General features: G+C 54.1%; 16 protein-coding genes and 1 riboswitch. Of the genes, 9 read left to right on the forward strand and 7 right to left on the reverse strand.

The genetic code is table 11. The features are described from left to right. Window positions 1-21: 21 nt before the first annotated feature. The gene (gene pgmB, locus NYE33_RS05685; protein WP_231575251.1) at window positions 22-3,138 is read left to right on the forward strand and encodes a beta-phosphoglucomutase; all 3,117 of its coding nucleotides are present in this window, start codon (window positions 22-24) and stop codon (window positions 3,136-3,138) included. 255 nt (window positions 3,139-3,393) lie between these two features. Here the strand turns inward: pgmB and NYE33_RS05690 are convergent, their stop codons facing one another. Both NYE33_RS05690 and NYE33_RS05695 read right to left on the reverse strand, forming a co-directional pair. Beyond that, window positions 3,394-3,903 (reverse strand): DinB family protein, encoded by a 510-nt coding sequence (locus tag NYE33_RS05690; RefSeq protein ID WP_256703827.1) that lies wholly within the window; start codon window positions 3,901-3,903, stop codon window positions 3,394-3,396. A 699-nt stretch (window positions 3,904-4,602) separates the two neighbouring features. Then, the gene (locus NYE33_RS05695; RefSeq protein ID WP_042140369.1) at window positions 4,603-5,580 is read right to left on the reverse strand and encodes a LacI family DNA-binding transcriptional regulator; all 978 of its coding nucleotides are present in this window, start codon (window positions 5,578-5,580) and stop codon (window positions 4,603-4,605) included. A gap of 345 nt (window positions 5,581-5,925) precedes the next feature. On the opposite strand from NYE33_RS05695, the gene NYE33_RS05700 reads away from it, so the two are divergent. Further along, a complete protein-coding gene (locus tag NYE33_RS05700) occupies window positions 5,926-8,880 on the forward strand; it encodes an ABC transporter substrate binding protein (protein ID WP_340989565.1) in 2,955 nt (984 codons plus the stop codon). A 150-nt stretch (window positions 8,881-9,030) separates the two neighbouring features. Here the strand turns inward: NYE33_RS05700 and NYE33_RS05705 are convergent, their stop codons facing one another. Next, the gene (locus NYE33_RS05705) at window positions 9,031-10,422 is read right to left on the reverse strand and encodes an aldehyde dehydrogenase (RefSeq protein ID WP_341065062.1); all 1,392 of its coding nucleotides are present in this window, start codon (window positions 10,420-10,422) and stop codon (window positions 9,031-9,033) included. A gap of 74 nt (window positions 10,423-10,496) precedes the next feature. Then, on the reverse strand, window positions 10,497-11,201 hold the full coding sequence (locus NYE33_RS05710) for a Crp/Fnr family transcriptional regulator (protein ID WP_042140367.1): 705 nt from the start codon (window positions 11,199-11,201) through the stop codon (window positions 10,497-10,499). 142 nt (window positions 11,202-11,343) lie between these two features. Between NYE33_RS05710 and hcp the strand changes: the two genes are divergently transcribed. Next, entirely contained in the window at window positions 11,344-12,996 is a 1,653-nt protein-coding gene (gene hcp, locus NYE33_RS05715; RefSeq protein WP_340989561.1) for a hydroxylamine reductase, read from the forward strand. A gap of 504 nt (window positions 12,997-13,500) precedes the next feature. Here the strand turns inward: hcp and NYE33_RS05720 are convergent. Both NYE33_RS05720 and NYE33_RS05725 read right to left on the reverse strand, forming a co-directional pair. Beyond that, window positions 13,501-14,469, reverse strand: coding sequence for an aldo/keto reductase (locus tag NYE33_RS05720; protein ID WP_340948685.1), 969 nt, complete (start codon window positions 14,467-14,469; stop codon window positions 13,501-13,503). A 5-nt stretch (window positions 14,470-14,474) separates the two neighbouring features. Then, window positions 14,475-15,404 carry a LysR family transcriptional regulator gene (locus NYE33_RS05725; RefSeq protein WP_336101063.1) on the reverse strand — a complete coding sequence of 310 codons (930 nt, stop codon included), beginning with the start codon at window positions 15,402-15,404 and terminating at the stop codon, window positions 14,475-14,477. A 96-nt stretch (window positions 15,405-15,500) separates the two neighbouring features. Between NYE33_RS05725 and NYE33_RS05730 the strand changes: the two genes are divergently transcribed. Next, window positions 15,501-16,418: a DMT family transporter gene (locus tag NYE33_RS05730; RefSeq protein ID WP_042140364.1), complete on the forward strand. Its 918-nt coding sequence runs from the start codon at window positions 15,501-15,503 to the stop codon at window positions 16,416-16,418. A 67-nt stretch (window positions 16,419-16,485) separates the two neighbouring features. Here the strand turns inward: NYE33_RS05730 and NYE33_RS05735 are convergent, their stop codons facing one another. After that, entirely contained in the window at window positions 16,486-18,111 is a 1,626-nt protein-coding gene (locus NYE33_RS05735) for a flagellar assembly protein A (protein WP_042140363.1), read from the reverse strand. Window positions 18,112-18,213: 102 nt separating this feature from the next. After that, window positions 18,214-18,307: riboswitch (cyclic di-GMP riboswitch) on the reverse strand. Window positions 18,308-18,826: 519 nt separating this feature from the next. Here NYE33_RS05735 and biuH point away from each other — a divergent pair. From biuH to NYE33_RS05760, 5 genes are read left to right on the forward strand one after another with little or no spacing between them, the layout of a single operon-like run. Next, on the forward strand, window positions 18,827-19,510 hold the full coding sequence (biuH, locus tag NYE33_RS05740; protein ID WP_076243593.1) for a biuret amidohydrolase: 684 nt from the start codon (window positions 18,827-18,829) through the stop codon (window positions 19,508-19,510). A gap of 54 nt (window positions 19,511-19,564) precedes the next feature. Further along, entirely contained in the window at window positions 19,565-20,578 is a 1,014-nt protein-coding gene (locus NYE33_RS05745) for an ABC transporter substrate-binding protein (RefSeq protein WP_340989552.1), read from the forward strand. Between the two features lie 13 nt (window positions 20,579-20,591). Then, entirely contained in the window at window positions 20,592-21,401 is an 810-nt protein-coding gene (locus NYE33_RS05750) for an ABC transporter ATP-binding protein (RefSeq protein WP_341065065.1), read from the forward strand. Next, entirely contained in the window at window positions 21,398-22,150 is a 753-nt protein-coding gene (locus tag NYE33_RS05755; RefSeq protein WP_042140360.1) for an ABC transporter permease, read from the forward strand. Before NYE33_RS05750 ends, NYE33_RS05755 begins: the two co-directional genes overlap by 4 nt. Then, complete coding sequence (locus NYE33_RS05760; protein WP_336101086.1) at window positions 22,150-23,220, forward strand: ring-opening amidohydrolase; 1,071 nt, start codon at window positions 22,150-22,152, stop codon at window positions 23,218-23,220. Before NYE33_RS05755 ends, NYE33_RS05760 begins: the two co-directional genes overlap by 1 nt. Window positions 23,221-23,233: the final 13 nt, after the last annotated feature.

The raw sequence follows: 23,233 nt of genomic DNA on the forward strand, positions 1-23,233 counted from the left end.
CAGAGCAGGTACCGGGTGTGCATGAGTACCGCCATTTCCGGCGGCAATGTAAAGAGCGGAGGTCTGTCCCCCGGAGATCCGATGCGGCGGTCAGGAGAAATTCGCAATCAGGAGGAGAATATAGAGATGAAGATGAAGCCCTATGAACATCCGCCGGCATTATATCCTTACCGCGAGTGGAGTCTCGGTGAGGAACACTACGAGGATGAGTATAATCAGCGGAGCGAGAGCGTATTCGCGCTCGGCAACGGATATATAGGTATGCGCGGTAATTTCGAGGAAGGCTACCACGGCAAGGCGGGCACTTCCGTAGCCGGGAACTATCTGAACGGATTCTATGATTCTGAGCCGATTGTCTATCCCGAAGGGGCCTTCGGGTTCCCTTCCCGGAATCAGGCGATGCTGAATGTGACTGATGCGCGTATGATCGAACTCAGTATTGAAGGACATGATTTCCGGCTGGACCAAGGGAAGGTTCACCGGTATGAACGCCGTCTGGATATGCAGAGTGGTATTCTGCACCGGGAGGTGGAGTGGGAATCTCCTGCCGGCCACCGGGTGCTGCTGGAGATCCGCCGGATGGTGTCGCTTGCGCACAAGCATCTGGCCGCAATCGACTATGCAGTGACCGCGCTGAACTTCTCCGGCACGCTGAAGTTTGAGTCTGCCGTGGACGGCGAGATCCGGCGGCCGGAGGCCACGGATGATCCGCGGCTGGGCGCAGGCAGTGCCGAGCCCAGCCTGCTGCTGGAAGATACCGGCTACGATGCTGCCACCCGAAAGCTGTGGATGAAGCAGCGGACACGGCATACGCGGTTTGCGCTGCTGACCGCAGTCAGCCATGCGCTGCAGGCAAAGTCCGGCCGCGAGATGAGCAACCAGCTGATCGGACAGCGGATATCGGTGTGTTATGCTGCTGCAGTGCGCAGCGGTGAGACCGTAAGACTCACCAAATATATAACCTATCACACCTCCAAGGATTACGTGGAGGAGGAGCTGCAGGGCCGGAGTGACAGGGTGCTGGAGATGGCCGGAGAACTTGGATTCACCGGTCTGGCCGGGGAGCAGCAGGAATATCTGGATACCTTCTGGGCGCATACGGATGTCGAAATCAAGGGCGACCCGGCGCTGCAGCAGGGTATACGCTTCAATGCTTTTCAGCTGCTGCAATCGGCAGGCCGGGACGGCGCGACCAATATCGGAGCCAAAGGCTTAACCGGAGAAGGCTATGAAGGCCATTATTTCTGGGATACGGAAATGTACATGCTGCCGTTCTTCACCTTCACCCAGCCTGAAGTCAGCCGGGCGCTGCTGGAATTCCGCTATGCTACGCTCGGCAAGGCGCGGGAGCGTGCGGCGGTCATGTCCCAGAAGGGGGCGCTGTATCCATGGCGGACGATAGACGGCGAGGAGAACTCCGCCTACTTCCCTGCCGGGACCGCCCAGGCCCATATCAATGCCGATATTGCCTACGGGCTGAAGCAATACGTGCTGGCAACGGGCGACACGGAATTTCTGGTTGCCCAAGGGGCGGAGATTCTGTTTGAGACCTCGCGCTTCTGGGCCGATCTCGGTCACTACAACCCGGCGCGCAGAGGCGCCTTCTGCATTGATGCTGTGACTGGACCGGACGAATATACGGCGATTGTGAATAACAATGCCTATACCAATCTCATGGTTCAGGACCAATTCATGTATGCCTATGAGACCGCCCTGCTTCTGCAGGAGGAATATCCTGCTGACTATGAACGCCTGCAGCTGGCTATAGGACTGTCCATGGAAGAGGCAGAGGGCTGGAGGGAAGCCGCCGAGAGGATGTTTATTCCTTTTGACAATGATCTCGGCATCTATGCCCAGGATGATACGTTCCTGGCGAAGCAGAAATGGGATTTCGAGCACACTCCGCCGGATAAATATCCGCTGCTGCTGAATTATCATCCGCTGGTGATCTACCGCCACCAGGTGCTGAAACAGGCGGACCTCGTGATGGCTATGTTCCTGCTCGGGAACAAGTTCAGCCTGGCGGATAAAATCCGCAACTATCATTATTATGAGCCGCTAACCACCCACGACTCCTCCTTGTCGCCTTGTATTCACAGCATCATGTCTGCTGAGATCGGCGATTTAACCGGGGCATATGCCTATTTCGACCGCACCGTGCGGATGGATCTTGATGACATTAACCGCAACGCCAAGGACGGGCTGCATATGGCGGCGATGGCCGGCTCGTGGATGTCGATCGTGAACGGTTTTGGAGGGTTGCGGCTGTATGAAGGGAAGCTGAGCTTTGATCCGGCCCTGCCGGAGCAGTGGGAGAGCTACCGCTTCAAGATCACCGTGCGCGGGCAGCTTCTGGATATATTCATTGATCGTGAGGATGCCGTATATACGCTACTGGCCGGCACAGGTCTCGAGATCTTGCATAAGGACCAGCCGCTGAGGCTGCTTCCGCAGGAGCCGGTGAAGATTTCGCTTGCGGGCCGGCTTCAGGCGGTAATCTTCGATCTGGACGGCGTCATTACCGATTCGGCTGAATATCATTATCTGGCCTGGCAGGCACTCGCCGATGAGCTGGGCATTCCCTTCAGCCGCGAGAAGAATGAACGGCTGAAAGGGGTCAGCCGGATGGAATCGCTGGAGATAGTGCTGGAGGGCAGCGGACTTGCGCTGCTGCCAGAAGCCGAGAAGCTCCGGCTGGCGGAGAAGAAGAACGATCATTACAAGCAGATGATCGGCCGTATCACCCCGGCTGACCTGCTGCCGGGGATTCCTGAGCTGCTGGATTCCCTGCGCGAGCGGGGAATCTCTGCGGGGCTGGCCTCGGCCAGCCTGAATGCGCCGCTGATTCTGGAGCGCCTCGGCGCAGCCCATTGGTTCCAGGCGGTCGCCGACCCGGCTGAGCTCCGGAAGGGCAAGCCCGACCCGGAGATCTTCCTCAAGGCGGCGGAGCTGCTTGGGGCCGCGCCGGGCAACTGCATCGGCGTGGAGGATGCGGCCGCAGGGGTCGCCGCGATCAAAGCGGCGGGCATGAAGGCCGTAGGCATTGGCAACGCGGCGCAGCTGGGTGCGGCTGACCTGCTGCTGCCGTCTACCTCGGCGCTGGATGCCGGGAAGCTGCTGGAGCTGTGTGCGAGATAAGTGGCAGATAGGCTTGGCTGCGGTGGTGGAAAGGATGGAAGTACGGAAGTACGGCAAGAAAAGGGAGGCGTAGTATGCTGTAGTGCTCCGCTTTTCATTTAAGTGAGATATTAGACGCCCGTGTTCTCCTCAGTAGGTGGGGGAACACGGGCGTCTTTGTTGAAATTCAGGAATGTATAAGGTACACACGGTTGCTTCTCCTTCTATTTCCCGCTGGAATGGACCGTCTTTATTAAAGGACGGCAAAGCTATTTCTTACTGGTCAGGGTTATTTTTCGCTGGGCTATCCCAGTCCTGGTCCGGGAGCATTTGCCGCAAGTGATGCTTCATGTGATCCACGTAGTCCTCAACCAGCCATTGCAGGGTGACCGTAGTGCCATCATTCCGCAGGAAGAGGAGTGCCAGCTGCTCAGCAGACATGCGTGAAACTGCGCGTAGGACCGACTGATTCAGGCTGATCCACAGGGTCAGTATTTCATCATGCGGAGCCGAGGCATACTGCTGGGCAGACATCCATTCATTCTGGTCGTAATAAGCCAGCTGAAGAGGCTGCGGTTCGTACTGGACCTTGATAAACCGGGTGAGATTGTTGATCGCCGAATCGCATAAATGTCCAAGTAGTTGCAAACAGGACCATTTGCCTCCCGGACGCGGTGCGGCTGCTTCCTCTGGAGTGAAACGGTTATACGCAGCGGGTACTGCTGCCAGCAGCTGCTGCAGCTCAGCAATCGTAGGCGTTAGCATCGAACCATCCCTGCCTTTCAACTATAAAGTGTGAATAGGATTGGATAAGGAGTTTATCCCTGAATTCAAATATAGAAACTATATAAAAACTATATAAAAACTATATAGAAACTATTGAGAAACTATTGCTGTATTTCTGATTCCGCCGGAAGTGGGCGGAATGGGGAAAAGAAAGGGAAAAATCCCACTAATTCCGCCGGAAGTGGGCGGAAGGAGTAAATGAAAGGGAAAAATCCCACTAATCCCGCCGGAAGTGGGCGGAATGGGGAAAAGAAAGGGATAAATCCCTCTAATCCCCGCCGAAAGTGGGGGGAATGGGGAAAAGAAAGGGATTAATCCCACTAATCTCGCCGGATGTCGGCGGAAGGAGTAAAAGAAAGGGATAAATCCCTCTAATCCCGCCGGAAGTGGCCGAAATGGGGAAAAGAAAGGGATTAATCCCACTAATCTCGCCGGAAGTGGGCGGAAAGGGGGGATGAAAGGGATAAATCCCACTAATCCCGCCGGAAGCGGGTGGAATGGGAAAATGAAAGGGATAAATCCCTCTAATCCCCGCTAGAAGTGGGCCCAAGGAGGAAATGAGGGGCAAAAGTGCCCTTGATTTTCCCAGATGTGCACCCAAGGAGGAAATGAGGGGCAAAAGTGCCCTTGATTTCGCCAGTTACGCGCCCAAGGAGGAAATGCCTATATCTATGCCTCTGCCTATATCTATATCTATCCCTAAGTCGTAGCGCCCTCCTCCAGCTCCACGGGCAGGATGTATGCTGATTCGACATGCTCACCCTGCACCTGCCGCAGGATTAGATCGACGGCCAGCTTGCCCATCGCCTCCATCGGCTGGCGGATAGAGCTGATGGCCGGATACAGCAGGCTGCGGAGGGAGATGCCGTCATAGCCGATAATCCGCACATCTTCGGGAACGCGCCGCCCTCTGATCTGGCAGGCCTTCAGGGCATAGGCGGCAATGATGTCACTGCCGGCGAAGATGCCGTCCACCTCAGGATGCTCGCGGAACAGCTGGGCCAGCAGCAGCTCATAGGCTTCGAAGTCGAAGCTGTTGTTGTCCGTATGCAGCGAAACGTACTGGGCGCCGTGCTGCTTCGCAGTTTCTTCGAAGGCGACGCAGCGCAGATGCGATAAGATATTCAGCTTGGGATGCCCGCCGATATGGGCCAGGCGGCGGCAGCCTTTTTGAATCAGCAGGGTCGTGGCCAGCCGTCCTCCCGCGTAATTATCCGAGCATACATACGGAATATCCGGCGAAATCTGCCGGTCAAAGGTAACCAGAGGCAGGTTCATCTGCCGGTAATCCTCTACTTCAAGCGTGTGGCTGCCCATAATAATGCCGTCCACCCGGCTTGCGCGCAGCATGTTGATATACTCCTGTTCCTTCTGCTTGTCCTGCCACGAGTTGCACAGCAGCAGCTTGTAGCCTTTCCGGTAGGCATGTTCTTCAATATGACTGGTCAATTCCCCGAAAAAGGGCAGGGAAACATGCGGAATAATCAGTCCGATAATGTTTGATTTTGAGCGGCTGAGCGAGCGGGCCAGTTCATTCGGGCGGTAATTGAGCTCGTCCATCGCCTGGTGCACCTTCTGCTTCAATTCTTCACTTAAGTAACCCCTGTTGTTCAATACCCGGGATACGGTAGTTGCCGATACGCCAGCCTTCAGCGCAACGTCCTTGATGGTCGGCATGGCCTGGCCTCCTGTCTAAGCAGTCAACTGCAAATTCATTCTAACGTGAGCGCTGTTCTCTGTCCACAAAGGCCGCCGCTCCGCTCTATTTGTTGTTTATTAAAATATCGTTTCCCCCTATAATTATAAGAAAGCGGCAAATTTAAAAGATAAGAATTCATTTGCTTTATGCAATAAATTATCCTTATCTTTTACGCTGATACCGGCCGGTGCAGAATGGGGTGCTTTTTTCACTCAAAAGAGGGATGGGAAATGGGTATAACGAATTAGTATTTAGTATAATGTCGAAATTCCTCGTTTTATAATCGAAATCTGACTTTGAGATAGATGAACGGGAGTGTGCGAATGGGTGTAGATAAAATTCATCTCAGGTTGTTAAAAAGCTTGCTCTTGCCGCTGTTTATCTTACTGTGTACGACAGAAGGCACACACGCCTACGCCGAAGAACTTCCCGCTCAGAATGTGCTGGTGCTGCATTCCTATCAGAAAGGCTTTGCCTGGAGCGATGAACAGAGTGCCGGAATTGAAGAACGCCTCAAAAGCGCAGCCGCTCTGCCCGTAATCTATACCGAGTATATGGATTGGAAACGGTATCCCAATCAGGAGAACCTCGAACACTTCTACGAAACGATCAAATTCAAGTATCAGAATATCCGTATTGATGCGGTTCTCACCACAGATGATGCAGCCCTGAGCTTTGCCATGAAGTACCGCCGGGAGATCCTGGATGATGCTCCGATCATCTTCAGCGGTGTCAATGAGCTGGGCGTGGCCGGCATCCCGGACACTCACAACATCACAGGCGTTATCGAGAAAATTGATCCTACGCGTACGATCCAAATGGCGCTGGAGATCAACCCTTCCGTGAAGAAGGTTTATGTTGTTTTTGATAATTCGGAGAGCGGATTGTCGACCGGCAAAATGGTCATGGATCAGATTGACGCGCTGAACCTGGGGCTGGAGATCCTCCCTATGAACCGCTTTTCTATAGAACAAATTAAAGCAACGGCATCCGCCCTGTCTCCGGACAGTATTGTGCTGATGACTACATACTATAGTGACTCGACCGGAAGGATTGTTGAGTTTGACAGGTTCTCAAGTGAACTGGGCAAGAGCAGCAGTGTTCCGGTGTACCATATTTATGATTTTGGACTAAACCACGGTGCCTTCGGCGGCAGTCTGATCAGCGGCAGAATTCAGGGCCAGACCTCAGCGGAGCTGGCGCTGCGCATCCTGCAGGGGGAGAGTGCGGATAATATCCCTGTTGTGACTGACAGCAATGTCCGCAATGTATTTGACTACAACGAGCTTCAGCATTTCAGCGTACCCCTGGACAAGTTGCCGGAGGGCAGCGAAATCATTAACAAGCCGTTCTCCTTCTACCAGACCTACAAAGTGCTGGTACTGAGCATTATTGCCGCTTTTGCCGTGCTGCTGACCTTTATCTTTGTATTATTATTCTATGTGCAGCTGGTGAAACGGATCAGAAGCAATCTGGAAAAAAGCAATGAACGCTTCAGCCTGGCCACCTATGGCGCGGACGCGGTCATCTGGGACGTGGACATGTCCACGATGATCTATTACTTCTCGGACAGCTGGTACGAGCTGCTGGGGTATGAACGGGATGAGGTCAATGAGACCCGCGGCGGCTGGAGAGACCTCCTGCATCCTGAGGATGCCGAGCAGGAGGACCGGCTGCGGACCCAGCATCTGGAGGGTCGTTCTTCGTATTACTACGCTGAATACCGGATGCGCAGCAAGTCGGGGGAATACAAGTGGTTCCAGGCCCGGGGCAAGGTGCTGCGTAATGCAGGCGGCGGATATATCCGGTTTGCCGGGTCGATGGTCGATGTCACCGACCGCAAAGGGTATGAGAGCAAGCTGCAGATGAGCTATCAGGAGCTGGAGTCTACTTATGAGGAGCTGACAGCACTGCAGGATGAGCTGCTGGAGCAGTATAACAAGGTGGTGGAGAACCAGGCGCTGCTGCAGACCAGTGAAGAGAAGTACCGCCTGCTTGCCTATAATGATGTACTGAGCGGCCTGCCGAACCGGCTGTCGCTGTCCGAAGAGCTGAAGAAATTTATTCAGGAGCACTCCGGCGGCCATGCGGCACTGTTCTTCCTGGACATTGATAATTTCAAGTATATCAATGATTCGATGGGCCATACCTTCGGCGATGAGCTGCTGGTGAAGGTCGGCGAACGGCTGCTGGAGCTGTCCGACGGGCGCAGTAAGCATTTCCGCTTCGGCGGTGATGAGTTTGTGATTCTTTTCAAGGATGTAGACGGGTATAGTGAAGTGATCCGCTATGCGGACTCGTTGGTTCAGGGCTTCAAGGAGCCGTTTCAGCTGAGTGCCAGTGTCGTGCATATCTCGGCCAGTATCGGGATTGCCCAATATCCGGAGAATGGCGTGAACGCGGAGGAACTGCTGAAGAATGCCGACATTGCCATGTATAAAGCGAAGGAAGCGGGCAAAGGCATTTATGTGATCTACGGGCGTGAGATGCAGCAGCATTTTGATGAGCGGATGATTATTGAGATGCATCTAAGAAACGCCATCTCCAATAATGAGCTCTCGCTGCATTATCAGCCGCTGGTGGATATCGGTTCGAACGAGATTTGGGGCTTCGAGGCCTTGATCCGCTGGAACAATCCCGTACTGGGCTTCGTATCGCCGTTGTCCTTCATTAAGATTGCTGAGGATTGCCGGCTGATTGTGCCTATCGGTGAATGGGTGCTGCGCACCGCCTGTCAGTTCATCAAGGATCTGCAGAGCCAGGGGTATGCGGGCTACCATATCTCGGTTAACATCTCGGTCATTCAGCTGATGCTGGATGATTTCACGAACATGGTGCTTACGGTGCTGCGGGATACCGGACTTGCCCCGGAATATCTGGAGCTGGAGATTACAGAGTCGATCTTCATGGAATCCTTCGAGGCCATCAGCTCCAAGCTGGAAGCGCTCAAGGAAAAGGGGATCGGCATCGCGCTGGACGACTTCGGTACGGGTTATTCTTCACTGAGCTATCTGAAGCAGCTGCCGATTACCACACTGAAGATTGATAAGTCCTTCATTGACAGTATCGATACCCCGAACAACATGTCGCTGGCCAGCTCCATTGTGACCATCGGCCACGATATGGGCCTGAATGTTACCGCAGAAGGGGTGGAGACCCCGGAGCAGCTGGCTTTTCTGGAGCGGACGAGCTGTGACAAGATTCAGGGCTATTATATCAGCAGGCCTATCCCGGAGAAAGAGGTTGCGGGCTGGGTTGCCGGACGGCGTGCGGGCTGAAGCAATAAGTATACGGAATGTACTCCGTTGATAGTCTGGGTATGTAATATAACAACAAAAAGGGAAGCTCCTTTTAGCAGGGGAGGCTTCCTTTTTGTTTTTTCTTTTGCGCAAAAGTGGGGTAGAGGGCTATCCGGTCTCCTTAATCCTCTACTTCAGCAGCTTCCGGGCCAGCTTGACCTTATTGCCGTATGGCGGATAGACAATCCCGAAATCCAGTCTCGTGCTTCGCTTAACAATGCTCTTGCGGTGGGATAAAAGCTCAAAGCTATGCTTGCCGTGATAGCCGCCTATCCCGGAATTCCCCACACCGCCGAACGGCAGATGAGTGCTGGCTACATGGGAGATTGTATCATTCACACAACCTCCCCCGAAGGAAACGCTGCCCATCACCTGTTCCTCGACCTGCTTATCCTCAGTGAACAGATAGAGGGCGAGCGGCTTGGGGTGATCGTTGATACTCCGGATAGCTTCGCTAATCTGGCTGTATTCCATAATCGGCAGCACAGGTCCGAAGATTTCATCCTCCATCGAGGCATCGCTCCAGGAAGCCGGGTAGATCAGGGACGGCTCGATGTAGAGATCCTCCGGCACAACGCTGCCGCCCAGGATCAGCTTATCGCGGTCCTGCTCAAGCATCTTTTCAATCCGCCGCAGCTGGCGTTCATTCACAATCCGTCCGTAGTCTGTGTTATGCCGGATATCCGTTCCGTAGAATGCGGTGATGTTGTGTTTAATCCGCCCGATCAGCTCAGCTGCAACTTCGCTATGGACCAGCAGGTAATCCGGGGCGATACAGGTCTGCCCGACATTAATCAGCTTGCCCCATACGATCCGTTTGGCCGCGGCCTCCAGATTGGCGGTCTTGTCGACAATGACCGGACTTTTACCGCCCAGCTCAAGGGTTACAGGCACCAGATTCTTCGCTGCCGCCTCCATGACAATTCTGCCTACAGGCACGCTGCCGGTGAAGAATATATAATCGAATTTCGCGTGAATAAGCAGATTTGTCGTTTCTTTCTCACCCTGCACCACCCGGATATATGCGGGGTCAAAGGTCTCCCGGATCATGTCTTCAATGACTGCCGAAGTAGCCGGGGTACTCTCGGAAGGCTTCAATACCGCGCAATTGCCGGCGGCAATGGCCCCGATCAGCGGCTCAATCAGGAGCTGGAACGGATAATTGAAGGGTCCGATGATGAGTGCAGTCCCATAAGGCTCTGCTAGAATGCTGCTCTTCGCCGGGAACATGTGCAGCGGTGATCTTACCTTAACCGGCTTCATCCATCGCCGGAGATGCTTCATCATATAGCCGATGCTGTCCAGCGTAAAACCAATCTCGGTGGCGTACGCCTCGAATTCACTCTTACGCAGATCCTTATTCAAGGCGGCAATAATCCGGGGCTCGCTGCGCTTGATAGCGTCCTTCAGCTTCTGCAGCTGCTCCAGCCGGAAGCCGGGGGTTCTCGTGATTCCGCTGCTGAACCATTGTCTATGCTCTGCCAGCAGCTGGTCGATATGGGGGGCGGTTAACTGCAACATGCTTGCATCCTCCTCGGGTGAATCTATAGGGTTCGTCTAGTCTAGCCCGGTCTGCTCTGCACCGGGGACGTTCTTCACAGGTTGCCTGCTGAAGAGGGCAGGCTCAGGAGGTAATCATTCATCCGGCTGCGGTCCAGCAGTGTGATTTCACTGCCCTTGAAGTCAATCCAGCCCTGATCGCGCAGGAATCCAAGCTCCCGGGACAATGAAGGACGGGCGGTATTCAAATGCCCGGCCCATTCTTTGCGGCTGAAGGGAAGCTTCAGCGTATCGGAGGCCTGCTGCGTGCCCTGCTCCAGCAGGAAGTCTATGATCCGGCGCCGCAGCGGCCCGGCGGACAGGTTCTCGATTTTCCGGTTAACAAGCACCAGCCGTTCGGACAGATTCTCAATGAAGCGGGTAAGGATATCTGTGTCCGCAGCGAATATTCGCAGCAGCTCCTGCTTGCCGATGAACATCACCTTGCAGGGTCCCGTTGCTGTTACCGTGGCGGGGGCTACATTATCCCTGCGGAATAACACGGCCTCCCCGATGGTCTGTCCTTCCTTGAGGTGGGCGATGGTAACGCTGCTGCCGGTGGAATGCGTCTTCTGCACCTCGACCCGGCCGGAGAGCAGAATTCCCAGCCGGTCAGCCGGATCGCCTTCGGCGAGGATGATGGCATTCCTGCGGTAAGTGCTGACGGTATAGGCCAGCGTATGCAGCAGCAGTTCGATCTCTTCTGCGGATTTCCCGCGGAATAACAGGCAGGCTTGCAGCGCGGCAGGCTCCGGTTTCATACATTTCCTCCGAATTCATAATTATCGGTAACATCCGTTACCGATTGATAGACGAAAGTCTACTACAATTACTGGTAACTGTAAAGGCGGGACGCAGCTGTCCTGTCCAGCTATCCAATTCATAATAAGGAGTGAATGTGTAATGAGCGACATGTTTTGTTTTCAGTGCCAGGAGGCGGCCAAGGGGACGGGTTGTACGATTCAGGGAGTATGCGGCAAGACCAGTGATGTAGCCAATCTGCAGGATCTTCTGGTGTATACGCTCAAAGGTATTGCGGTGTTCGCACGCAGCGGCCGTGAGCTGGGCATTACCGATCCGGTGACAGAGAAATTTATTATAGAGAGCCTGTTCGCTACAATTACCAATGCTAACTTTGTTCCGGAATACTTCACTGCGAAGATCCGGGAGGGGCTTGCCCTGAGGGATAACTGGCGCAGCAGAATTGCGGATGCCGGAGTGATCGCGTATCTGTCAGAACATGACGCAGCGCTATGGAGCGCCAGTACGGACGGGGAACTGACGGACAAGGCGGCAACCGTGGGTGTGCTTGCTACAGAGCATGAGGATATTCGCTCTCTGCGTGAGCTGCTCACCTATGGTCTGAAGGGAATGGCAGCTTATATGGAGCATGCAGCGGTACTGGGATTCTATGAAGCGGGTGCACATGCTTTTATGGAAAAAGGCCTGACGGCCGTGCTGGATGATACCCTAAGCGGGGGCGAGCTGACTGCCCTGGTCCTGGAATGCGGCAAATTCGGTGTGGATGTGATGGCACTGCTTGACCGTGCGAACACGGCGGCTTACGGCAGTCCGGAGATTACCAAAGTGAATATAGGTGTGGGCACGAACCCCGGCATTCTAATCAGCGGACATGACCTCAAGGATATGGAGGAGCTGCTGAAGCAGACGGAGGGTACAGGAGTCGATGTGTACACGCATAGTGAGATGCTGCCCGCCCACTATTACCCGGCCTTCAAGAAATACAGCCACTTCGTGGGCAACTACGGTAACGCCTGGTGGAAGCAGACTGAAGAATTTGACAGCTTTGGCGGCCCGGTTCTGATGACTACGAACTGTATCGTACCGCCAAAAGAAAGCTATAAGAACCGGCTGTACACCACAGGCAACACAGGTTATCCGGGAGTTCAGCATATTGCAGCAGGAGCAGACGGGGTGAAGGATTTCTCCGCTCTGATTGAGCAGGCCAAAGGCTGCAGCGCTCCAGTAGAAATCGAGACGGGTGAGATTATCGGCGGCTTTGCCCATGCGGCGGTCATGAATCTGGCAGATCAGGTAGTCGGGGCCGTCCAGAGCGGCGCAATCAAACAATTCTTCGTGATGGCGGGCTGCGACGGACGGATGAAGAGCCGAAGCTATTATACAGACTTCGCGGCGGAGCTGCCTGAGGATACAGTGATTCTCACCGCAGGCTGTGCCAAATACAAATATAATAAGCTGGCGCTTGGCGATATCGGCGGAATTCCCCGCGTGCTGGATGCCGGCCAGTGCAATGATTCCTACTCCCTTGTGGTCATAGCGCTGAAGCTGAAGGAAGTCTTCGGCCTGGACGACATCAACGATCTTCCGATCTCCTACAATATTGCCTGGTATGAACAAAAGGCGGTAATTGTGCTGCTGGCGCTGCTGCATCTGGGCGTGAAGAACATTCACCTCGGCCCTACACTTCCGGCATTCCTGTCACCTAATGTAGCTAAGGTGCTGGTAGACAGCTTTGGCATCGGCGGTATCACCACCGTACAGGAAGACATGGAGCGGTTTATTGCAGCGGTGTAATACAGAATGCTGACCGTCTAACCTGCGGCACTATGTCTCACAAGACTATCGGATGGCCGCTTTTGCCGGGAATTTCCTGATTCATCCATTATCCGTGACAGAGATCCGGTAATATTCTAAGATATTGCACGGAATGCAACATTTTGCCCGTTAAACCGGCCCAAAACTAAAATTGTTGTATAAAAGGCATGAATTCTCCTGCTTCAGGCGCTTAGCAGGATCAATTCTTGTATTTCCTACAACAATCCTCCGCCACAACCGGCTATCTATGAATCAAAGTTGTAGAACGTACAACACTTATGTCTGCAATGCTTACTTCATAGTCTTCATTCTGCCGGCAACAAGACAAGTGTGAGGATCTGATGTATGCCGTATTCTGCAAGTCCCACCGCGGGCCGGTAACTTGTCTGGTGGTGACTTAAGCGGGGTTTGTCTATGTAACGCACAAAAAAGCGGGCCCACGGTATACCGGGGACCCGCTTTTTTGGTATGAGCCGGCTGCGGTTACGGCAGCCGGTAGACGGCGAACGGCTCCCCGCTGCGGAAGGCGGCGCTGGCCTGATCCAGCTGCTCAAGCGTTGCCGCATCCGGCCGGACGGAGAGACTCTGCAGGTTATGCTCCACCTGCTCCACCCGGGTGGCGCCGACAATCACCGTGGAGACGGCCGGCCTGCTCATCAGCCAGGCCAGAGACAGCGCCGCCGGTGAAGTGTCCAGCTCTTCCGCTATACTGCTAACCTGCTCCCCGAGCGAGATGCGTTCCGGGGTAAGGAAGCGGCGGAAATTCGGGTCGGTTTCCGCTCTGGAACCGGCAGGGGCACTGCCGGTATATTTGCCGGTGAGAATGCCGCCGGCCAGCGGGAAGTACGGGATGATGCCCAGTCCCTGATCCAGACACAGCGGAAGCAGCTCTGCTTCAGGTGTGCGGTCGGCAAGCGAATAGCTGCACTGGATCGAGACGTATTTGGCCCAGCTGCGCGCTTCGCTGATGCCCAGCGCCTTCATCAGCTCCCAGGCAGCATAATTGGAGGCCCCGACATAACGTACTTTGCCCGCAGAGATCATATCATCGAGGGTGCGCAACGTCTCCTCCAGCGGGGTGTAGGGGTCGAAGGTGTGAATCTGATACAGATCTACATGATCCGTCTTCAGCCGCCGCAGGCTGCCTTCCAGCTCCTGCATCAGATGGCGGCGGGAAGAGCCGCTTCCGTCAGGCCCGTCATGCTTCGGAAGGCCCGCTTTGGTAGCCAGGACGGCCTCATGGCGTCTGCCCTCAAGCGCGAGGCCGATAATCCTCTCCGACTCGGAGCCGGCATAGATGTTGGCGGTATCGATGAAGTTGATTCCCTGATCCATTGCGGCATGAATGATACGGATCGAGGTCTCCTGATCCGCCCTTTTGCCAAATGAGTTAGTTCCAAGGCCCAGCGCAGATACCTGCAGGCCGCTATTTCCGAGACGATTATATTCCATGTTAATCACTCCTTATCGGTATCGTTAATCAGGCCGGCTGCGGCCGGAGACGGCGGAGCGGCTTCATTGCCGGAGAACAGCTGCAGTGCAGTATCAATAAATAATTGAACGGCAATAGAGGTCTCCTCCAGGGAATGGACGGCGATATGAATGTCGCGGTAAGCATCAGGCGCCAGCTCCCGGACCACGACATTCGGCGGCAGCGACAAGAGGGAGAGCTGTGACATCACACCGACGGCGAGCCCCTCCTTAATCATATTCAGTGCGGTAATGTAGCTGTTGACCTCGTATTTCACATTCAGCCTGCTTCCGGCCCGGTTGAATAAGTCCACTACCGGAGGCTCGTAGCCCGACCGGCAGAGCAGCATAGGCTGAGCTTCCAGATCCTTCACGCAGATGATCTGCTTGTGCCGAAGCTCGTGATCCCCGGGCAATACGGCGTAGAGCTTCTCCCGGAACAGCGGCAGGGAGGCGAAATCTTCGACCGGCGGAATCATCAGGCCTGCGTCAATGAACCGTGATGCCAGCCAGTCCTTCACCTCGGCGACCGAACCTTCATATAATCTGATCTCAATTCCGGGGTATTTGGCAGTGATGGCACTGATAATCTTCGGGACAAAATAGGCAGCGGCAACCGGAAAGGCGCCGATGCGGATGAGGCCCTTCTCCAGGCCTTTCTCGGCGGCAATCTCCTGATCTATCTTATCGAGGCCGCTGAGAATTCCGCGGCAGATAACCAGAATCCGCTTGCCGATATCCGTCAGCATCAATCCGCTGCGCCGGTCGCGCAGCAGCAGCTTCACGTCCAGCTCGGCTTCGAGTGCGGAGATGGCGCGGCTGACTGCGGGCTGGGTCATATTCAGCTCAAGACCTGCCTTGGTGAAGCTGCGGCTCTCAGCGATTAAGACAAATAGGCGAATTTGAGTGTTATTCATATCTAATCTGGTATGCCCCTCATGATTATAATTCATTTCAATTATGACTGAATCTATTGTATCATTTGGGAAGAAATCAGAACAAGAGGTGAACTCATGCAGAAGCGGAAGCAAACCATTGGCTTATTAGTGTTCCTGGTTATTGTCTGGGGCATCAACTGGCCGCTCTCCAAAATTGCCTTAACGTATGCCCCGCCCTTGCTGTTCGCCGGAATCCGAACGGTCATTGCCGGTATTATACTAATCATCGCGGCGCTGCCGAAGCGGAAGCAGCTGCATTTGCGCCAGCTCTGGCCCGTCTATCTGGTGTCAGCATTCCTCAGTATCGTCTTCTACTATGGCTTCCAGACGATTGGCCTGCAGTATGTGCCGTCCGGATTATTCTCGGCCATTGTATTCCTGCAGCCGGTGCTGCTCGGAATCTTTGCCTGGATCTGGCTGGGCGAGCGGATGTACGGGCTTAAGATCGCCGGCCTCGTAATCGGCTTCCTCGGGGTAGCCTCGTTAAGCCTTGGGGGATTAACCGGAAGTATCTCGCCTATAGGCGTACTGCTGGCCTTGGCCAGTGCACTCAGCTGGGCGCTGGCTACGGTCTATACCAAACGCAATGCAGCCAGAGTAGATATGCTGTGGATGACCGCGATGCAGATCATGATCGGCGGGGTAATCCTGCTGGCGGCAGGCTCAGCTTCGGAGAGCTGGGCGGATATTAGCTGGAGTAGTACTTTTATAATAAATACATTGTTCATCGCGGTCTTCGTGATTGCGCTGGGCTGGTTGGTATACTTCAAGCTGATCAATGAAGGAGAGGCCGGCAAGGTAGGCTCGTTCACCTTTCTGATTCCGCTGATTTCCATCGGCTCCAGTGTAGTCTTATTGCATGAACAGATTACGTTGAATCTGGTCATCGGTATGCTGCTGATTGTGAGCAGCATTATTCTGGTGAATGTCAGGCTGGGCCGGAATGCTGGGAGTGTCCTGCAGACCCCGGTACCCGGTCTGGGTAAGGAATAAACAAACGGCTGCTCCCTCAGAAGAGGGGCAGCCGTTTATGTTTGTCAGGGGTTACATTACAGCAGGCTTAGACCGTTTCTGCGTCCGCGTCCCGCAGGATCAGTTCTCCGCCGGACTCCAGGATACTGTTATGGGAACGGGCGATATTAATGAAGACATGCTCCTCCTGGAGCAGTTCAATGTCTTCACACAGATTACGCAGCAGCCGGGAGAAGCTGTTCAGAACACTGTCAGTGATAAACTCGGTGAACTGCCCCGGATGGGTAAAAACCTCCAGCATCTGCTTGAGCTGATCCGTACCGGGCTGGGGGGCCCCTTCCATGCACAGCAGTGCGGATTTAAGATCGCTGATCAGGCACTCTATATGGCTGTACTTATCCTCCAGCAGCAGCATAACCACCAGACCGTATTTCACGGATTGCTGGCGGGATTCTACATTCTTGGCCAGCAGCCGGGCGGCTTCCCGCAGTCCGCCAACTTCAGTCAGCAGAAGACTGGAGAAGCGGTGCAGGCGGTGCTGGTGTACCCCGGCAAGTCCGGTGTGCAGGCTGCAGCCGGTTACTTGACCGCTTATATAGATACTGCCTGTAGCCGTAATTGTAGATTGGCAGACGTTGCCGTAGATATACACATTCCCTAACGCCTCAATACACATAGGGCCTTCAATATCTGAGGGTACGACGATGTCACCTGCAAACATAATCTCACGGGCTGTTGCCGCCATTTCCTTGGTGATGAGGCATAGGTCCGGGAAATCGCAGGTTGTGACGCTGCCGGAGTCTCCGCAGATGCGGGGTCTGCCCGTACGCAGAGCCGCGATCTCCCCGTTTGGAAGCAGCCGTGCATTGTCTCCGGCTGCGAAATAAATATCCTGCGGTGGAGGTGGAGGCAAGATGCCTCCTTCTACGTCGAATCCGGGAATTCCCTCTTCGGGCGGCAGCTTGCGGGCGAATACCTCTCCCTCTCTGGCGAAGGGGGCTCCCGGAAACCGCAGATAATCTAAGGAATCTGCAGCTTCCGCAGTTCGTCCCTCCCGGAGCATTCCATTGCCTGTGAGCGTATGCTCCGGGAGGGATAGCTGCAGCCTTGATTTCTTGCCGGGCAGCGGGGCTCTCCCTTCTGCGATACAGACAGGGAGATATGTAGGGTTGTTCAGTTCGGCGTATAGGGCCGGGATATTCAGATTCCGCAGAATGGAGCGGTTATCCAGCGAAGAAAGAATCTGTTCTATGGTGAGCGTGGACAGCAGCATCGCCCGGTTAGGCTCAGCCCGGACTGCGGCTTCGAAGGAAGCCGGGCAATTGACCAGATTCCAGGCGTACTTCTCTGCACGGTACAAGGTGAAATGCACTTTGAGCTTGTCAGGTGAAACCGTAATCTGATACTGTGGCTTCTCGCAAATTTCCCAGGTAATATGATCCGCTGAGGTTACCTCAGTAGGCTCTGTAACGGTCTTCCAGTTGATCTTCAGCACTACAGGATGAACAGCGGAGATCCGGGCGGGCTTGCCGCCAGAGAGCGGGGGAGTAATGAAGATCTGATTATTCTGCACAAGGATAATTCCATCCTTATCTCCATTCATCCCGCCGGAAGTCCGGCCCTCCACAGAGAAAGAATCCAGGAATCCGGTCCGTTCAAGCATCAAGGATTCCACGAAATCATATCGGGTTGGTTCGATGAATTGCTGCGGCATTATCTTAACCTCGCTTTTTCGTATAATCAATGGCATTCGTACAGAAAAGAGCATCATAAAGCCTGGGGGATCTCCCGGTGACTGATGGCTTACGTGGTCTCTATTGGCAGCCTGGCGACCATAAACGCGGATTCTCAGCATTCTTAGGCCCATTGCTTTGCGTCCTACCCTTTCAGGAAGTTTGCCTTTAGAAATAGATCAATGATATACACTCAGCATGAGGCGATTTCAATCGACTGTAATCGACAAAAAAGGTCATAACTGGTTCCTGCGCTGCAGGAACTTCTGCAAACAAGCTTAATTCTAGTACTTAAGGAGCTATTTTTCAACTGTATTCTGCCAATTTATTAATAATCTTGAAATGTGCAGCTCTATATTGCTTGAAAAACTGGTTTCCCAGCGCTTACAGCTTATGGGAGGAGTCTGCTCTGCAAGAACAGCCGGATCTTTGAGCTGGAGAACGGACTGCTGCTGAGGCTGCCTGCGTTGGGCGGCTTTTTTTAATATATGAATAGGGTTAATCCGGGGTTTATATGTAATGTTTATGTTATATATGTAGAATAACACAAACAATTATCTCATTATTTCGTAATAAAAACGAAGACATTGCAAATTTGTTGTAATATAATCTAACAAACAGCAGGAAATATAAAATTAATGTTAATAAACATAACATTAAATACATGCATTGAATTCTGGAAGGGGAGCATGAACCATGCAGATTACAGCAGCACCTTACACCTGGCCCTATGACGGCGTCCTTGATCCGGCGAAGACGGCACTGATGATTATCGATATGCAGACGGATTTTTGCGGCAAAGGCGGTTACGTGGAGCGAATGGGCTACGACCTCTCATTAACATCCAGAGCGATTCAGCCGATTGGGCGGCTACTGGCACGCATCCGGGAAATTAACGGATTCACCGTTATCCATACCCGGGAAGGCCATAAGCCGGATCTGTCCGATCTGCCGGCGAATAAACGGTGGCGGAGCAGACAGATCGGTGCTGAGATCGGCTCGGAAGGACCGGCGGGACGGATTCTCGTACGGGGCGAGCGCGGCTGGCAGATCATTGATGAACTGGCACCTATACCGGGAGAGCACATTATTGACAAGCCGGGTAAAGGCAGCTTTTATGCTACGGACCTGGATTTAATATTGAAGAATAAAGGGATTACCCATCTGATTCTGACCGGAATCACGACGGATGTCTGTGTACACACGACGATGCGCGAAGCCAATGACCGCGGTTATGAATGTCTGATCCTGGAGGATTGCACGGGTGCTACGGATTATGCCAATCACCTGGCAGCGCTCAATATGGTCAAAATGCAGGGCGGTGTCTTCGGCAGTGTGAGTGATTCGCAAGCGGTGCTGAAGGCGCTGGAGCAATTCTAAATACGAATTACGAATGACCAGTATTCCAAATAACATCATAACGGGGGAATCACCATGTGGAACAAGTCCAGAACCAAAGCGCTTATCCTGCTCACTTCACTAATGCTGCTCATTACAGCCTGCGGCAACAATTCGGATACCGGCAAGGCTGAGGGACAGGGGGCGGAAGGCTCCGGTGAGCTTAAGAAGGTTGTTCTGAGGTTGAAGTGGATTCATCAGGCGCAGTTTGCCGGGTTCTATACCGCAGTTGAAAAGGGCTTCTATAAGGAAGCGGGGCTGGATGTGGAGATTCGGCCGGGAGGCTCGGATTTTCCGGCGGTACAGATGGTCGCTTCGGGCAGTGAGGAGTTCGGGGTAACCGGTGCTGACCAGATCATTATTGCCAGAGAAAAAGGCGTACCGGTTAAGGCGTTATCTGCGATATACCGCAAAACCCCGTTCGTAATGTTCACGCTTAAAGAATCCGGTATCACCACAATGGAAGATCTTGTCGGCCAAAAGGTGGGCATCAAGCTCGGCGGCAATGAAGAGCTGACCTTCCGTGCTATGGAGAAAAGCGCGGGCATCGAAACCTCGCAAATCGAAGAGATGCCGATCAAATATGATCTCAGCCCCTTATTGACCGGCCAGGTCAAGGCATGGCCCGGATATGTAATTAATGAGGTGCTGGCTGTGCAGGAGCAGGGCAAGGAAGTCAATATTATCGACCCGAACGACTATGGCATCAATTTCTATGCCGACACCCTGTTTACCACGGAGTCCGTGATTGAGAAGGATCCGGAAATGGTCCGGAGTTTCGTACAGGCCTCCATGAAGGGCTGGGATTATGCGATGGAGCATCCTGAGGAAGCGGCAGAATTCGGCCTGAAATACGGAGAAAAGCTTGATCTTGCGCATGAAGTCAGCATGATGAAGGCCAGCATTCCGCTGCTGGAGCCGGAGAAGCTTCCGCTCGGCTCGATGGATGAGGCGGCGTGGGAGACGCTGCAGCAGAATCTTATCGATCTGGACTTTGTGAAAAAGCAGCAGGACATCGGCTCATTGTTCACCAATGAGTACTTGAATTAAGGAGGGAACCGGTATGACAACAGCGATGAAAGAACAGATGAATTCCGCCCCTGTGAAGAATCCCGGTACCCGGGACACGATGCTCTCCTTGCGCAATTGCTCTCTTTCCTTCGGCAATGTGCCTGTGCTTGATAATGTCAGTCTTGACGTATACCGCAATGAATTCATCTCCATTCTCGGACCGAGCGGCTGCGGGAAATCAACGACACTGCGGCTGATGCTGCGGCTGCTAAGCCCGGAAGGAGGCGGGGAGGTTGCCTATTCCTCCCCGGACCTGTCGCTGGGCATGGTCTTTCAAAAGCCTGTACTGATGCCATGGCTCAGTGCCCTGCAGAATGTCATGCTGCCCCTTGAGCTGGGCCCGAAGAAGAAATTCAGCAAAAAGGAAGCGCGTGAAAAGGCGGAAAGTGCCCTGCGGCTGGTCGGCCTGCAGGATTTCCAGAACCACTTCCCGCATCAGCTGAGCGGCGGAATGCAGCAGAGGGCGGCGATTGCCAGAGCCTTGGCCGCCGATCCGACCGTGCTGCTGATGGATGAGCCGTTCGGTGCGCTGGATGAACTGACCCGTGAGAAGCTGAACTTTGAGCTGCTGCGTCTGTGGGAGAGTCCGGAGACAAGTCTAAGCAGCATTGTAATGGTTACCCATTCTATTCAGGAATCCGTGCTTCTGTCGGACCGGGTGGTGATGATGTCACCCCGGCCGGCCGGGGTGACAGATATTATTCCGGTACCGCTGCCTTCACCGCGTCAAGCAGGAATGGAAGAGCTGCCGGAATTCCACCGGACCGTCAAGGAATTGAGAAAGCGGGTGAAGCATCTATGACAGCCAAACTCAAGGACAGCCTGTACCCGGTCACCTTTGCACTCGGCTTCCTGATCTTGTGGGAGCTGGCCGTACGGCTCCTGTCGGTTCCGATGTATTTGCTGCCTTCTCCAACCCAGGTGGTCTCGGCCATCGACGGTTCGCTGTGGTCCCATACGCTGGTTACCCTGGGTGAATCCCTGACCGGATTCATGCTCGCTAACATACTCGGCCTGATTACTGCAGTTATTTTTGTTCATTCCAAGCCGATTGAGAAGGGGATGTTCCCGCTCGCTATTGCCCTTAAGACTACACCGCTGGTTGCGCTGGCGCCGCTGCTTGTCGTGTGGCTGGGGACCGGATATACCTCGAAGGTCATCGCTTCGATGCTGATCTGCTTTTTCCCGATTCTGGTGAACAGTGTCAAAGGTCTTAAGGCGATTGAATACGAGGCCTGGGAGCTGTTCTCCACCTATAAAGGAACCAAAAGCGAAATCTTCTGGAAGCTGCGGCTGCCGACCAGTCTGCCTTATATCTTCTCCGCACTGAAAATCTCGACCTCGCTTGCCATTGTTGGAGCGATTGTCGGCGAATTTGTCGGGGCCAATAAGGGGCTGGGTTATGTGGTGCTCGTCTCTTCCTATCATATGGATACTCCGGTGATGTTCTCGGCCATTATTGCTTCGGCGCTGTGCGGTCTGCTGCTGTTCTGGTGTATCGGGCTGCTGGAGAAGAAGGTTATTTTCTGGACAAGGAGCGATGATCTGTGATGAAATGCTCGGTGATCAAAATCCCTGCTGGTGCGCCGAATGACATGTCCGGCCTGCAGGCGGCGATAGAAGAGGGGCTGTTCCGGCCCGAAGAGGTTGCAGCTGTACTGGGAAAGACCGAGGGGAACGGCTGTGTCAATGATTTCACGCGGGGCTATGCCGTTATGGCGCTGAAGGCGTTCTTCGCCGGGGTATCCCAGGAACAGCGGCCTGCAGAAATATCCTATGTGATGTCCGGAGGGACGGAAGGTGTGCTCAGCCCGCATTTCACGGTCATTAGCCGCAGCGGCCAGGCAGAGACGGGCGTAAATGCTGATGGTCTAAAGTCACTTGCAGTCGGTACTGCCAGAACACGGACCTTCCGGCCGGAGGAGCTGGGCCGGCTCAGCCAGGTGGACGCTGTGGCGGATGCCGTGGCCCGGGCGGTCCTGGATGCCGGAATCACCTCGGAAGCGGATGTGCATTATGTGCAGATTAAATGCCCGCTGCTCACTGCAGAGCAGATGTATGACGCGCACAGCCGTCAGGTATCGCTCGTTACAGAGGATACCTATAAATCCATGGGATATTCCAGAGGTGCATCCGCACTGGGGACTGCCGTTGCCCTGGGTGAAGTGGAGCGCTCGACATTAAGTGAAGAAGATATATGCGTGAACTGGGATAAATTCAGCGCTGTGGCGTCTACTTCAGCCGGAAGTGAGCTTGCCTACTGCGAAGTGATTGTGTTCGGCAATTCGCTGTCTGCGGAAGGCCCGTATCACATCGACCATGCAGTCATGAAGGATGCTATTGACGGCGCAGCGCTGCAGGGCCTGCTGGACCGGTATCCCGGTGAGGAGCTGGTGCAGGTGCTGGCCAAAGCTGAAGCTGATCCGGACGGAGTCATCCGCGGACGGCGCCATATCATGCTGGATGATTCGGATATCAATCATACCCGGCATGCGCGGGCTGTGGTCGGCGGTGTACTGGCCTATGTCGGCGGCGATCCGATGATCTACGTATCCGGCGGAGGCGAGCACCAGGGCCCGAAGGGCGGAGGGCCGGTAGCGGCTGTATTCCGCCGCAGATAGCGGGCTTTTTTCA

The sequence above is a fragment of the Paenibacillus sp. FSL R10-2199 genome, from assembly GCF_038000235.1.
Taxonomy (GTDB): Bacteria; Bacillota; Bacilli; order Paenibacillales; family Paenibacillaceae; genus Paenibacillus_AQ; species Paenibacillus_AQ phytohabitans.